Genomic DNA, 14,058 nt, shown 5'->3' on the forward strand with positions numbered 1-14,058 from the left:
CTTGGCCCGACGGCATTCTGCTATCGGGCCAATCAATATCACTCCTGCGGCAGACGGGTTCTGACGACCTCGGCAAAATACTCCGCGCCAGTTAGCAATATCTCATCATTAAAGTCGTAGCAGGCATTATGCAACGGTGTATTGCCCTGAGCATCTGAACTATCGCCGTTGCCTAAAAAGATGAAACAGCCGGGGATTTTTTGCAGAAAAGCGCCAAAATCTTCCGAAATCATCATCTGTGCGACGTTGCCGTCCACCTTCTCAGCCCCTACCACGTTAATCGCAGCGGTGACCGCTACATCAACGCATTGCTGCAAGTTCACCGTTGGCGCAAATTCATGGGTATAGCTGAACTGGCACGTCGCACCGTGCATCGCGCAAATCGCTTCGCTAATGGTACGCATTCGTTCTTCGAGCAGCATCTGTACCTCCGGTGCAAAGCTGCGCGTATCCCCTTTGATTTCGACGTGCGTCGGAATCGCATTGCGGATGCCATCGGTGTGCAGTTCAGTACAGGAAATGACCGCTGGCACGTTCGGATCAACATTTCGCGAAACAATTGTCTGCAAAGCCAGGATGATTTCCGCCGCAATGACCAGCGGATCTTTCGCCATATGCGGCCGCGCCGCATGCGCTCCCTGCCCTTTAATACGAATAATAAAGTTATCTTCACTGGCCATAATGCCACCGACTCGCGTGGCGATAGTCCCGGCTTTCATACCCGGCATATTATGCAGACCGTAGATTTCCTCTATGCCAAAGCGTTCAATAACGCCATCGTCCATCATCGCTCTGGCGCCATAGCCAGGTTCCTCAGCAGGCTGAAAAACAAAGCAGACCGTGCCGTTAAAATTCTGCCGCTGCAATAGCAACTGCGCCGCGCCCAGCGCAATGCAGGTATGACCATCATGTCCGCAGCCGTGCATCCGCTCGGCGGTCATGGAGCGGTAAGACCAGTCTCCCTGTTCGGTCAATTGAATGGCATCGATATCGGCACGAATAGCAATAACGCCCTTCCCGTCGCCGCATTTCAATCTCCCCACCACCCCGGTTTTGCCAATATCGCGGTGCACCTCAATGCCCATAGCTTCGAGCTTTTCGGCAATAAACCGTGAAGTATTCTGCTCCTCGAAGGCGCTTTCCGGATGGGCATGCAAATAGTGACGCCAGGCGATAAGCTGCTGCTTTAGCTGTTGCTGATTCATTCTCTGCTCCTGTAAACATTAGTCCATACGCTGGGCGCGCTGTAAAACCACCTGCAGCAGCACATTGGCGCCAGCAATCAGATCTTTGGCTGCGCTATGTTCTTTGACGTTATGGCTAATGCCATCGACGCAGGGGACAAAAATCATCCCGGCGGGACATACCGACGCCATAAATTGTGCATCGTGTCCGGCGCCGCTTGGCAAACGTCGGTAACTGAGCGCCTGACGCTCCGCCTCGGCTTCCACCGCATTGACGATCTCATCGGCAAAGATGACCGGATTAAAGCGCACCAGTGAGCGGCTGGTTATCTCCACGCCCTCTTCCTGCGACGTTTTCGTGACAAATTCGGCCAATTGCTGCTCCGCCAGACATAAGATCGCATTATCGGTATTGCGGAGATCCACTGACATGACGACATGGTTGGGAATGACGTTGATTAGATTAGGCTTCACGCTGAAATGTCCAACGGTAGCTACTTGATCGCCACCAAGGCTTAGCGCCAGCTCACGGGCAAAAACAGCGATTTTCGCAGCCGCCAGCCCGGCATCACGTCTCATGGACATTGGGGTAGTACCCGCATGATTCGATACGCCTCTCAGGGTAAATTCCTGCCACGAAATACCCTGTACGCCGGTAACCACGCCAATATCAATCTGCTCTTTATCAAGAATTGGTCCCTGTTCGATATGCAGCTCAACGTAGCTATCTACCGCCATATCTCCCGGCTGACGTTCGCCTTTATAACCAATGTTACGCAGCGCTTCATCGAGCGTGATACCGTCGAGATCTTTTGCCGCGAGCGCCTGCGCCAACGGATACTCGCCGGCAAACACCACGCTGCCCATCATATCGGGCTGAAATCGCACCCCCTCCTCGTTAGTAAAGAAGGTTACCGCCAACGGTCGTCGGGTGCGGATCCCGGCATCCTGGAGGGTGGCAATCACCTCAAGGCCGGCCATAACGCCGTAGTTGCCATCGTATAACCCACCGGTGGCGACGGTATCGATATGTGACCCCATCATCACCATCGGCAACGTCTCCTCGCCGTGATAAACGCCGGTGACATTGCCGATAGCATCAATTGACACGCTCAGGCCCAGCGCCTTCATGCGGGCTACAACAAAGTCCCTGCCGGCTTTATCTTCGGCAGTCGCTGCCAGGCGGCATACGCCGCCGCCTGGCAGCGCACCATGTTCGCCAAGTGCATACAGGGAATCGATAAGCCGTTGGCCGTTAATCTGCAGATAATGACTCATATAACATCTCGCTAATAATGGTGGTTATTGGAACATGCCGTAAAAAATGGCAGATACGGTGATAAGACCGATCAGGGTGACGAAAACGTTGCTCGCTTTACCGCGCCAGGGGGCAAGCACCGGTAATTTATGAATGGCGTACATAGGCAACAGCAGCAGAATTGCCGCCCCGGTGGGACCGCTGATGCATTCGATAATACCGAGGATACTGGGGTTCTTGTACGCGGCGAACCAGCAGGTAAGCACCATAAACACCAGGATGACCGCGTCGACGAGGCGAATACCAGGTTTTTTCCCGCGTGCGGCGGCGGCCTCCAGAATCAGGTCGCGCAGCGATTCATAGGCGCCGATGTAGTGGCCAAGAAATGATTTAGTAATAGCGACAAAGGCGATAATCGGCGATAGCCAGGCAATAATCGGTGTATCGTACTGATTGGCCAGATAGGACAAAATCGACAGATTCTGGGCTTTGGCTTCCGCCAGTTGCTGCGGCGACAGGCTTAACACGCAGCTGAGAACAAAAAACAGCACCACCACCGTCATGAGCAGGATACCGTAGCGCTGGATCTGCGCACATTTACCCTCAGCGAGCGCCAGACCGTAACGCTGCTTCTGGCGCACCACCATCGGCGAAATGATGGGATAGTGGTTAAACGACATCACCAGTACCGGGAAGGTCATCCACAGGGATAATATGATCCCCTGCGTATCGCCCGTGGCGCTGAAGCTTACGGTTTGCAAAATTGCGCCGTTCCAGTGCGGAATCAGAAAAAGTGCCATAAAAATAAGCGAGATGATGAAGGGATAAACCAGGGTGCTCATCACCCGCATTATCAAACGCTGTCCGAAACGGACGATAAACATCAGCCCGAGGATCAGAACGATGGCCACCAGCGACCGGGGAGGCTCGGCCATTGCCAACTGGTGGGTGATAAAGCTCTGCGCGGTGTTGGTGATAGCTACCGCATACATAATCAGAATGGTATAGACGGCGAAGAAATAGATGACGGTAAATACTTTTCCCGCCAGCGCGCCAAAATGCTCGCCAATAACATCGGTAATACTGCTTTCCGGCGTATTGGAAGAGTAAATGAATCTCGCCAGACCGCGGTGAGCCAGATAAGTAATAGGAAAAGCGAGGACAAAAACAATCAGCAGCGGCCAGAAGCCGCCAATTCCGGCATTAATCGGCAGAAACAGCACCCCAGCGCCAATGGCGGTACCGAACAGGCCAAGGACCCAAACGGTATCTTCGCTATGCCACTTTGCGGGATCGGAATATCCTTTATTGATAATTATATTTTCAGTATTCATCGGTCAGGTTCTCTCTATGCATGACGCGAAAGCGCGTATGTTTTCGTTATGAGTCAGAACGCTTGTCATACCGAGGGCTTGTAGGGTAGGTAAGATGGCCCCCTTGTTATTGTCGATAGCGCTCAACCATTACGGCCAAACCAGACGATGTCTTCATAGACATCGGGTGATGTATCTCCTTCCGTGCTGATTAACAGAACCTGTGCATCGGCATTCAGGCGCAGCGATTCGGCAAGCTCGCGATACGCCGGTTGAGTCATCAGCGCATAAAGCACTCCTGTGCCAATAGCGCCGGATTCCCCGGAGACAAAAGGTTCGTCAGTACCTGGTCGCGGAGCGGCCAACAGGCGCATGCCGTTGGCCGCCAGACAATCGTCGGCGGAAATAAAACAGGTGGCATGGTCGCGGAGCATTGGCCAGCTGGTGATATTAGGTTCACCACAGGCAAGCCCGGCCATCAGGGTTGACATATCCCCGCCGACGCTGTGCGGCAGTCCGTCATTAATGGTTGCCGAGCGAAACAGGCAGTTCGCCTTGTGCGGCTCAACGATGATGATGGTGGGAGCCTGCTGCTGCATCTTTTCGATGAAATATCCCATGATGCTACCGGCAAACGACCCGACCCCGGCTTGTAAAAACAGATGCGTCGGCATCGACGCTCCGCTTTCTGCCAGCTGCTGCCAGATTTCAACAGCGAGGGTCATATAGCCTTGCATGATCCATGTAGGGATCTGCTCGTAGCCCTGCCAGGCGGTATCCTGGAGTAGAACCCATCCCTGCTCGCGCGCGGTTTTGGCCGCCAGCCGAACTGTGTCGTCGTAGTTCAGTTCAGTAATCGTGCATTCGGCGCCATGCCGGCGAATATTCTGCGCGCGTACCGGTGACGAGCCCTTTGGCATATACACCACCGCACGCAGCCCAAGCTGCTCAGCCGCCCACGCCACGCCACGTCCGTGGTTACCGTCGGTAGCAGTCACAAATACGATGTCCTTGATACGCGCCTTAATCACTGGTGAATTAAGCTCGGCAAAGCTCAACGTATTAATATCTCGCTCAAGCAGAGCGGCGAGATATTTCCCCATCGCATAAGATCCGCCTAATCCTTTAAACGCATTCAAACCGAATCGCTGCGCTTCATCTTTTATATGGATCGATCCCAGCCCCAGCCGCTGGCTTAAAAATTCCAGCTTACGCAGCGGCGTGACCCGGTAATCAGGAAATTTTTGATGGAATACCAGCACTTCGTTCCCCACGCTTTCATTCAGCAGACTCAAGTCTGCTCCCTGGCCATAGGGCTGCCGCCGGGCGTTAAGTTGAAATTTAATTGTGTCCACTATTCAGGCACCTCTATTTTCATATCGTCCTGCGACGATAACGTTATTTGCGACCATTCCGCCTAAACAACGGGTGCACGGATCCGTGCGGCCTGAGACAGGACGGTCGCTTTAAATTGGTTAAGTCAGAATGTGAGAGGCTTTTTGTCGCGATATACCGCTTTCCCACTGCCTGTGATGGTACACTGCGCCCGGCGGTTAATTGGCGCAAAGTTGCCCATCGCGCCGCAATTTTCACTCTGTTTTATCATTCTCACGCAACAACGTTGCATTAGTGAGGTTGATCACAGGCTTGCAGGACGAGATATATGATGAAACTTGACGCATGGGATAAAAAAATTCTTACGCTCTTGCAGCGTAATAATCGCTTGTCGCAACGGGAGATCGCCGATCGGATCAGCCTGTCTCCTTCGGCAGTCAATCGGCGTATCGCTGCACTGGAGGATGCAGGAGTGATTAAACGCAGTGTTAGCTTAGTGGACGCCAGTAAAGTGGGAAGACCAATCACCATTATGGTGCAGGTGACCATTGAGAATGAACGTCTCGATCTGCTTGAGGAGGATAAACAGCGTTTCGTAACCTGTCCGCAAGTGCAGCAGGTCTACTATGTCACTGGCGACTTCGATTTCCTGCTCGTGATCAACGTCCGTGATATGGCGGAATACGAAGCGCTAACCCGTGAACTCTTTTTTGCCTCGGGAAATATCAAGTCTTTCCGGACCATCGTGTCGATGCAAAATGCGAAGCAGGAAATGACGGTCATTATCGAGTAAGTCGTGTAAAAGTCGACATGGGGAGCCAAAGAACGCCCCGGAGGTGTATTTATTTCCGAAATCCACCCTTCCCTGTGCGAAATCTACTTGTCTGATGGAAGATGACAGGTAACATAGATATCCCCCCGCTGTTGGGGGAAGAGACTTTTTTATTGGACTACATAGAGAGATTATTATGAGCGTTGTGCCTGTAGCCGACGTACTCCAGGGCCGCGTTGCCGTTGACAGCGAAGTCACGGTCCGCGGATGGGTGCGTACCCGCCGAGATTCTAAAGCTGGCTTTTCTTTCCTCGCCGTCTATGACGGTTCCTGCTTTGATCCTGTACAGGCCGTTATTAATAATTCTCTGCCCAATTACAATCAGGAAGTGCTGCGTCTGACCACCGGCTGCTCGGTGATTGTCACCGGTAAAGTCGTAGCTTCTCAGGGTCAAGGTCAAAGCTTTGAGATCCAGGCGACCAGCGTGGAAGTGACCGGCTGGGTGGAAGACCCGGACACCTACCCGATGGCGGCCAAGCGCCACAGCATCGAGTATCTGCGTGAAGTAGCGCACCTGCGTCCGCGCACCAACCTGATTGGCGCGGTAGCCCGCGTGCGTCACACCCTGGCGCAGGCGCTGCACCGCTTCTTCAACGAACAGGGCTTCTTCTGGGTTTCCACCCCGCTGATCACCGCCTCCGATACCGAAGGCGCCGGCGAAATGTTCCGCGTGTCGACGCTGGATCTGGAAAACCTGCCGCGTAACGATCAGGGCAAAGTCGATTTCGACAAAGACTTCTTCGGTAAAGAGTCGTTCCTGACCGTTTCCGGCCAGCTGAACGGCGAGACCTACGCCTGTGCGCTGTCGAAGATTTATACCTTCGGCCCGACCTTCCGCGCCGAGAACTCCAACACCAGCCGCCACCTGGCGGAATTCTGGATGCTGGAGCCGGAAGTGGCCTTCGCCAACCTGAACGACGTTGCCGGCCTGGCGGAAGCGATGCTCAAGTACGTCTTCAAAGCGGTACTGGAAGAGCGTGCGGACGACATGCAGTTCTTCGCCGAGCGCGTGGATAAAGACGCTATCGACCGTCTGCAGCGCTTTATCACCGCTGATTTTGCCCAGGTGGATTACACCGACGCCGTCACCATTCTGGAAAACTGCGGCAAACAGTTCGAGAACCCGGTGTACTGGGGCGTGGATCTCTCCTCTGAGCACGAACGTTACCTGGCCGAAGAGCACTTCAAAGCGCCGGTGGTGGTGAAAAACTACCCGAAAGACATTAAAGCGTTCTATATGCGCCTTAACGAAGACGGTAAAACCGTCGCGGCAATGGACGTTCTGGCGCCGGGCATCGGCGAGATTATCGGCGGTTCCCAGCGTGAAGAGCGTCTCGACGTGCTTGACGCGCGTATGGCAGAGATGGGGCTTAACAAAGAAGACTACTGGTGGTATCGCGACCTGCGTCGCTACGGCACCGTGCCGCATTCCGGCTTCGGTCTGGGCTTCGAACGCCTCATCGCTTACGTCACCGGCGTGCAGAACGTCCGCGATGTTATTCCGTTCCCGCGGACGCCGCGCAACGCGACATTCTAAATTTTTCTGACATCAATCTGAAAGGCCAGCGCAAGCTGGCCTTTTTTTATGTCAATTACTGTTAGTAAAATTCAACAACCTTAAACATCAAGACCTGGAAATCACAATTATGTTACGCACTGTTTCGGTGCATCCTGGTGATGTAGATCGCACTTTATGTTCATAACAGAGCAAAATGGCTGATAAATTTGCTCATTTTTTGACCTTTACCCGCACATCTTGCAAAGACAGAGACTGAATAAAAAGAATACGAATTCAATACACAAAATGAACGAATTGCCGCTTAGCCAAATTAATCATAAATAATTCATATAGATAGATAAGTAATCGCGTTTTCCCTTATCCGGTGGAACGGAATTTTGATTAAGTTCACAAAGTTCCGTTAAATACACATTTAGTTACATGATTTTTCGTTTTGTTACTCATATGAGATATTCGTAGCATTTTCCGGCTAGCGAAACGTTGTCGCGGATGGAAAGATGCCTTCAGACACCAAACTCTCATCAATGGTTCTGTAAGTTTTTATTGACAGAACTTATTGACGGCAGTGGCACGTGTTCATATAAAAAATATTAATGAGGGTAATAAATAATGATGAAGCGCAATATTCTGGCAGTGGTGATCCCTGCCCTGCTGGTAGCCGGTGCAGCCAACGCTGCAGAAATCTATAACAAAAACGGCAACAAACTGGACTTCTATGGAAAAATGGTCGGCGAGCACGTCTGGACCACCAATGGCGACACCAGCAGCGACGATACCACCTATGCCCGTATCGGCCTGAAAGGCGAAACTCAGATTAACGATCAGCTGATCGGCTACGGCCAGTGGGAATACAACATGGACGCGTCCAATGTTGAAGGTTCCCAGACCACAAAAACCCGTCTGGCGTTCGCGGGCCTGAAAGCGGGCGAATACGGTTCATTCGACTATGGCCGTAACTACGGCGCGATCTACGACGTCGAAGCGGCAACCGATATGCTGGTTGAATGGGGCGGTGACGGCTGGAACTACACCGACAACTACATGACCGGTCGTACCAACGGCGTCGCAACCTACCGTAACTCCGACTTCTTCGGTCTGGTTGACGGTCTGAGCTTCGCGCTGCAGTACCAGGGTAAAAACGACCACGACCGTGCGATTCGCAAGCAGAATGGCGACGGCTTCAGCACCGCAGCCACCTACGCGTTCGACAACGGTATCGCACTGTCTGCAGGCTACTCCAGCTCTAACCGTAGCGTCGATCAGAAAGCTGACGGCAATGGCGACAAAGCCGAAGCCTGGGCGACCTCTGCAAAATATGACGCTAACAACATCTATGCGGCCGTCATGTACTCCCAGACTTACAACATGACTCCGGAAGAAGATAACCACTTCGCCGGTAAAACTCAGAACTTTGAAGCAGTTGTACAGTATCAGTTTGACTTCGGCCTGCGTCCGTCCATCGGCTACGTACAGACCAAAGGCAAGGACCTGCAGTCGCGTGCTGGCTTCTCCGGCGGCGATGCGGATCTGGTTAAATACATCGAAGTGGGTACCTGGTACTACTTTAACAAGAACATGAACGTCTACGCTGCGTATAAATTCAACCAGCTGGACGACAACGATTACACCAAAGCGGCTGGTGTCGCCACTGACGACCAGGCGGCCGTGGGTATCGTTTACCAGTTCTAATCTGCAGTACACCCCTTCGTGATATGCCTTCAAAGCAGGACTTCGGTCCTGCTTTTCTGTATTCGTGAGACAAAGATCGTCTCTTTCGAAAACCTTCGCGCTTTTTGTCGCAAACGGTTGGCAATTCGTTATTCTCCCGTTAACCTGATAGCGGATTTCCCTTCAGTAATCACAATGGAACCTCGTCATGTTTGAGAACATTACCGCCGCCCCAGCCGACCCGATTTTAGGTCTGGCCGATCTGTTTCGTGCCGATGACCGCCCTGAAAAAATTAACCTCGGAATTGGTGTTTACAAGGATGAAACCGGTAAAACGCCCGTTCTGACCAGCGTCAAAAAAGCAGAGCAGTATCTGCTGGAAAATGAAACGACTAAAAACTATCTGGGCATCGATGGTATTCCTGAATTTGGTCGCTGCACCCAGGAGCTGCTGTTCGGTAAAGGCAATGCGATTATCGCTGATAAACGCGCCCGCACCGCGCAGACACCGGGCGGTACCGGTGCGCTGCGTGTCGCCGCAGACTTCCTCGCCAAAAACACCGACGTGAAACGTGTGTGGGTAAGTAATCCGAGCTGGCCGAACCATAAAAGCGTATTCACCTCTGCCGGGCTGGAAGTGCGCGAATACGCATACTACGACGCGGCTAACCACGCGCTGGACTTTGATGGTCTGCTGGCCAGCCTGAACGAAGCCCAGGCGGGCGACGTGGTACTGTTCCACGGCTGCTGCCACAACCCGACCGGTATCGATCCGACGCTCGATCAGTGGCAGCAGCTGGCGCAGCTGTCGGTGGAAAAAGGCTGGCTACCGCTGTTCGATTTCGCCTACCAGGGCTTCGCCCGCGGTCTGGAAGAAGATGCTGAAGGGCTACGCGCTTTTGCTGCTCTACATAAAGAGCTGCTGGTCGCCAGCTCCTACTCGAAAAACTTTGGCCTGTACAACGAGCGCGTCGGCGCCTGCACTCTGGTCGCCGCGGATCAAGAGACTGTAGACCGCGCCTTCAGTCAGATGAAGTCGGTGATCCGCGCCAACTACTCGAACCCGCCTGCGCATGGCGCCTCCGTGGTCGCCACCATTCTGAGCAACGATGCGCTACGGGCAATCTGGGAGCAGGAACTGACCGATATGCGCCAGCGCATCCAGCGTATGCGTCTGCTGTTCGTCAATACCCTGCAGGAGAAAGGCGCGAGCCGCGACTTCAGCTTTATCAGCCAGCAGAACGGCATGTTCTCATTCAGCGGCCTGACTAAAGAGCAGGTGCTGCGCCTGCGTGAAGAGTTCGCCATCTATGCGGTAGCTTCCGGACGTATCAACGTGGCCGGGATGACGCCTGACAATATGGCGCCGCTGTGCGAAGCCATCGTCGCCGTACTGTAAGCGATAGTATTCGGTATAAAGAAAAAGGCCGCGAATGCGGCCTTTTTTATGTGTTCGCGTCATGTCTGTTACCAGACCGGCATCTCATCCTGCAGAAACGGGTTATTACGGCGTTCCTCACCCAGCGTCGACAGCGGACCATGGCCGGGAATAAAGGTCACATCATCGCCCAGCGGCAACAGCTTTTCCTTGATAGCCGCAATCAGCTGCCCATGGTCGCCGCGCGGAAAATCGCTGCGTCCCACCCCGCCTTTGAAAATCACGTCTCCGGAGATCAGCAGTCGGGAGGCGTCATCAAAAAAGACCACATGGCCCGGCGTATGGCCCGGGCAGTGCAGCACCTGCAGCGCCACATTCCCCACATTGACCACATCGCCTTCATTGAGCCAGCGATCCGGACGCAGCGGTTGGCAATCCTCCAGGCCGAACATCCGGCTTTGCGCCGGTAATCCTTCCAGCCAGAACTCATCCTCTTTTTCCGGACCAATAACCGGTACGCCATAATGCTGCGCCAGTTCAGCCGCGGCGCCAACGTGATCGAGGTGGCCATGCGTCAGCAGGATCTGCATCAGCGTGACGCCAGCCTCCGCCACCACCGCTTTGATACGTTCAGCATCGCCGCCAGGATCGACCAGCGCCGCCAGCCGGGTTTGCCCGCACCAGATAAGAGAACAGTTCTGCGCGAACGCGGTAACCGGAATAATACGATAGTTCATGACGCTCCTTTCGTTACCAGTGCCTTACGGGACCGGTATCAATATGCACAAAGTTACTACGTGGGTAATATCCTACACCACCTGCGCGCATAGATAACGCCGCTTTGCGAATATTGCTTAACGAAATACCTTCAATATGGAAATCCATCGCCTGCCCCTTGGTGTGATAGCTGTGTTTCGCTACACCACGGCTTCGTGCGCGAAGCTCATCGTTGGTATCGAGGGAACGATAGCCAGAGATAAGCTGGACAGGTTTGTTGGTGCCAAGTAGTCCCTGCAACCGATAAAGATGATCGAACAGATTTGGATCGATGGACTTAATTTTATTCGCGCGATAGTCACGGAAAAAATGGTTAAGTCTTGCTAATTCATCCTGAATATAGCCTCTGCCATCGAAAAACTCCGCCCTGAGCGATTCACCGGTATGCAGGTTATTCAGCGTCAAAATACGCGGACGGGGGGTCGAGAGGGTGGCAAATGCCGGCGCAGGGAGAATGGCGGCAGCACCCAGCGCAGCGCCACCCAACGCCAGCAATCTGCGGCGATTAGCGTCAAATTTGTCCATGATAATCAGGTCTACAGTCAATGAATCGTTATATACTTTTTCCGCTTTGCGCGATGCCAGGATCAGCTCGCTATCGCTCGCCACGACCGAGATGTTGCCCGGCAAAGGAGAACGTTCGCGCTAACCGCGCTACGCATTGAGCGGAATGATATGTATATGCACTTCTGGCGCACGAAAGGCACCTTACCGGGCATTATTGCCAACGTCAAGGCAGCCTCACCCCAGGAAAATCGGGCGCTGCAGAGGTGCAGCGCCCTTTTTTACCCAGTGCTAGGACAACAAAATCCATTGAACTACTTCATTTACCTGATTAATTGTTCCGCTTTCGTCAGAATTTGTGCGCTGGATCGCGCGGTGATATCGTAATTGTAAATATCTGTTCGATATTGTGTACGTCCATCAGCGTCCACAAACGCCGTTAAGTAATATAAATTCACCGGTATATTTTGCCGAATATTGACATAGCGCGTATCCCCCTGCTTCAGGGCGTCGGAAATGCGCGTGTCATTCCAGCCCGCGTCCTGCAGCAGCATATTGGCCAGCTCCGAGGCTTTATTGACCCTGACGCAGCCGGAACTGAGCGCACGGACATCCTTCTGAAACAGATTATGGTTCGGCGTATCGTGCAGATAGATAGCATCCGAACTCGGCATATTAAACTTGTAACGCCCCAGTGAATTACGTGCCCCAGGCGCCTGCTGAAAACGGAACGGTAAATTGTTCTCGGTGATGGTTGACCAGTCAACCCGGTAAGGATCGATGGTCTCTTTACTGTTCCAGCCGCGCATCACGGTGTAGCCATGCTGCTCCAGATAGCCAGGATTATTACGCACCTTCGGCAGAATATCTTTGCGCGCCAGGGTGGGCGGTACGTTCCACGGCGGATTGACCACTACGTTGTTCAGCGCGCTGCTCATCATCGGCGTCTTGCGGTCCGGACGTCCGACGATCACCCGCGAGGCCAGCACCTGACTGCCGTCCTGGTAATAGACCAGCGAAAACGCGGGAATATTCACCATGATACCGGTCGATAGTTTGCCTGGCAGCAGACGTAGACGCTGAATGTTCAGCGCCAGCACGCCAGCGCGCTGCGCCGATGAGACATTGAGCCAGTCACGGGTGGATTGGCCGATGACCCCATCCGCCCCCAGCCCCTGCATGGCCTGAAAGCGCTTAACGCCCTCCACCAGCTGGCGATCGTACACACCGCGCGCCGCGGGCTTGCTCTTTTTCTTCGCCGAAGGACTCACCACGTCGCCGGGCAGAACGATATTGGCGGAATTTTCCAGCATCCCGGTACGCTGGAGGATCTCGCGCAGCGCGCCGATATCATTGCTCCATTCTCCCGGACGCAGCGAGCCGCTGCCGGTCATCTGCGGCCATGGACGTGAATCAGCCACCAGCGCCAGCAGCGACTGGTGCATGGCCTCATACTGCGGATGACGCGGCGCCAGGCCGGCGATAAACGCCGGCAGGGAGCCATTATCCAGCGCCAGCTGCCACTGGTTAATCACCGACAGCGGCGGGGTCGCCATCTTGTACGGTGTCGAGCTATATAACCAGCGGGTCCCCTGGGTGGGGATGCCGCTGATAAAGTGCAGATAGCCCATCATGGCATCAGACAACACCACATCGCGCGCCATACCGGTGACGGCAGGATCGGTCAGCAGACTGACCCAGGTGGTAAACTGCGGCTGAAAACCGGCGATGGCGATCTCCGCCAGCTGCTGCTGGAATGCCTGCACCGCCTCGCGGTTTTCCCACATCGGTTTCATATCCCTGGCGGCGTATAGCGAGACCAGCGGATTCATAAAGACGGGTTTGTAGCCAGCCGGCAATAGCGCTTCGATCTGGGCGCGACTGTTCGCCGCGGCTTCCATCGACAGCGGCTGCTCACCGGCCAGCTTCGCGACCGCCGGCGATTGCCCGTCGCTTTGCGACAGCGCGACGGAAAGCTCTCCAGGCGTAGCGGAGCTATCACCTGGTACGACTTCAGGCTCTGCGGCCTGGACATTGAACAGCGGAGCAAATGCCATTGCCAGGCTCAGACTGAGCGCTGACAATGGACGACCATATCGTTTCTTAAGCAACATCCCTTGCCCCCTGTTGTCACACATTGCCGCCCACAAATTCGTGGGCTTTAACACAGTATATAAAGACGAAAAGGCTTTTGCCTTACCTAATGTAAAGAAGCTTAAAGATTATACCACCCTGGCATAGCAAGCTGGATAGCAAAAAGGGCAACTTAACGTTGCCCTTTTCAGCGCTT

11 protein-coding genes are annotated in these 14,058 nt (G+C 53.9%); 4 read left to right on the forward strand and 7 right to left on the reverse strand.

All coding sequences use genetic code 11. The features are described from left to right. Positions 1-38: 38 nt before the first annotated feature. From LPQ25_RS16945 to dpaL, 4 genes are all read right to left on the reverse strand, one after another. Complete coding sequence (locus LPQ25_RS16945; RefSeq protein WP_014907890.1) at positions 39-1,205, reverse strand: M20 aminoacylase family protein; 1,167 nt, start codon at positions 1,203-1,205, stop codon at positions 39-41. 18 nt (positions 1,206-1,223) lie between these two features. Further along, complete coding sequence (locus LPQ25_RS16950; protein WP_014907891.1) at positions 1,224-2,462, reverse strand: Zn-dependent hydrolase; 1,239 nt, start codon at positions 2,460-2,462, stop codon at positions 1,224-1,226. A gap of 24 nt (positions 2,463-2,486) precedes the next feature. Then, positions 2,487-3,776, reverse strand: a complete 1,290-nt coding sequence (locus LPQ25_RS16955; protein ID WP_032419136.1) for an aromatic amino acid transport family protein — start codon at positions 3,774-3,776, stop codon at positions 2,487-2,489. 122 nt (positions 3,777-3,898) lie between these two features. Further along, positions 3,899-5,050 (reverse strand): diaminopropionate ammonia-lyase, encoded by a 1,152-nt coding sequence (gene dpaL, locus LPQ25_RS16960; protein WP_014907893.1) that lies wholly within the window; start codon positions 5,048-5,050, stop codon positions 3,899-3,901. Between the two features lie 371 nt (positions 5,051-5,421). Here dpaL and LPQ25_RS16965 point away from each other — a divergent pair, with 371 nt between their 5' ends. The 4 genes from LPQ25_RS16965 to LPQ25_RS16980 all read left to right on the forward strand — a co-directional run bounded on the left by LPQ25_RS16965 (position 5,422) and on the right by LPQ25_RS16980 (position 10,508). Beyond that, positions 5,422-5,883: an Lrp/AsnC family transcriptional regulator gene (locus LPQ25_RS16965; RefSeq protein WP_015874602.1), complete on the forward strand. Its 462-nt coding sequence runs from the start codon at positions 5,422-5,424 to the stop codon at positions 5,881-5,883. Between the two features lie 175 nt (positions 5,884-6,058). Then, complete coding sequence (asnS, locus tag LPQ25_RS16970; RefSeq protein WP_002898206.1) at positions 6,059-7,459, forward strand: asparagine--tRNA ligase; 1,401 nt, start codon at positions 6,059-6,061, stop codon at positions 7,457-7,459. Positions 7,460-8,050: 591 nt separating this feature from the next. Then, positions 8,051-9,130, forward strand: a complete 1,080-nt coding sequence (ompK35, locus tag LPQ25_RS16975) for a porin OmpK35 (RefSeq protein WP_004141771.1) — start codon at positions 8,051-8,053, stop codon at positions 9,128-9,130. Between the two features lie 187 nt (positions 9,131-9,317). Further along, positions 9,318-10,508 (forward strand): amino acid aminotransferase, encoded by a 1,191-nt coding sequence (locus LPQ25_RS16980; protein ID WP_002898202.1) that lies wholly within the window; start codon positions 9,318-9,320, stop codon positions 10,506-10,508. 68 nt (positions 10,509-10,576) lie between these two features. On the opposite strand, the gene LPQ25_RS16985 is transcribed toward LPQ25_RS16980, so the two are convergent. The 3 genes from LPQ25_RS16985 to ldtD all read right to left on the reverse strand — a co-directional run bounded on the left by LPQ25_RS16985 (position 10,577) and on the right by ldtD (position 13,882). Beyond that, positions 10,577-11,224, reverse strand: a complete 648-nt coding sequence (locus LPQ25_RS16985) for an MBL fold metallo-hydrolase (RefSeq protein WP_002898200.1) — start codon at positions 11,222-11,224, stop codon at positions 10,577-10,579. A 13-nt stretch (positions 11,225-11,237) separates the two neighbouring features. Then, positions 11,238-11,789 carry a YcbK family protein gene (locus LPQ25_RS16990; RefSeq protein ID WP_002898198.1) on the reverse strand — a complete coding sequence of 184 codons (552 nt, stop codon included), beginning with the start codon at positions 11,787-11,789 and terminating at the stop codon, positions 11,238-11,240. A gap of 302 nt (positions 11,790-12,091) precedes the next feature. Then, entirely contained in the window at positions 12,092-13,882 is a 1,791-nt protein-coding gene (gene ldtD / locus LPQ25_RS16995) for a L,D-transpeptidase (protein WP_002898195.1), read from the reverse strand. Positions 13,883-14,058: the final 176 nt, after the last annotated feature.

It is taken from the genome of Klebsiella sp. KPN54798, assembly GCF_021184225.1.
Lineage (GTDB): Bacteria > Pseudomonadota > Gammaproteobacteria > Enterobacterales > Enterobacteriaceae > Klebsiella > Klebsiella pneumoniae.

What these genes read in the sequence shown, in the direction of transcription:
- LPQ25_RS16945 (WP_014907890.1), bottom strand. Translation starts at nt 1,205, where the DNA reads ATGAATCAGCAACAGCTAAAGCAGCAGCTTATCGCCTGGCGTCACTAT.
- LPQ25_RS16980 (WP_002898202.1), top strand. Translation starts at nt 9,318, where the DNA reads ATGTTTGAGAACATTACCGCCGCCCCAGCCGACCCGATTTTAGGTCTG.
- LPQ25_RS16990 (WP_002898198.1), bottom strand. Translation starts at nt 11,789, where the DNA reads ATGGACAAATTTGACGCTAATCGCCGCAGATTGCTGGCGTTGGGTGGC.
- LPQ25_RS16955 (WP_032419136.1), bottom strand. Translation starts at nt 3,776, where the DNA reads ATGAATACTGAAAATATAATTATCAATAAAGGATATTCCGATCCCGCA.
- LPQ25_RS16985 (WP_002898200.1), bottom strand. Translation starts at nt 11,224, where the DNA reads ATGAACTATCGTATTATTCCGGTTACCGCGTTCGCGCAGAACTGTTCT.
- asnS (WP_002898206.1), top strand. Translation starts at nt 6,059, where the DNA reads ATGAGCGTTGTGCCTGTAGCCGACGTACTCCAGGGCCGCGTTGCCGTT.
- LPQ25_RS16950 (WP_014907891.1), bottom strand. Translation starts at nt 2,462, where the DNA reads ATGAGTCATTATCTGCAGATTAACGGCCAACGGCTTATCGATTCCCTG.
- ompK35 (WP_004141771.1), top strand. Translation starts at nt 8,051, where the DNA reads ATGATGAAGCGCAATATTCTGGCAGTGGTGATCCCTGCCCTGCTGGTA.
- ldtD (WP_002898195.1), bottom strand. Translation starts at nt 13,882, where the DNA reads ATGTTGCTTAAGAAACGATATGGTCGTCCATTGTCAGCGCTCAGTCTG.
- LPQ25_RS16965 (WP_015874602.1), top strand. Translation starts at nt 5,422, where the DNA reads ATGAAACTTGACGCATGGGATAAAAAAATTCTTACGCTCTTGCAGCGT.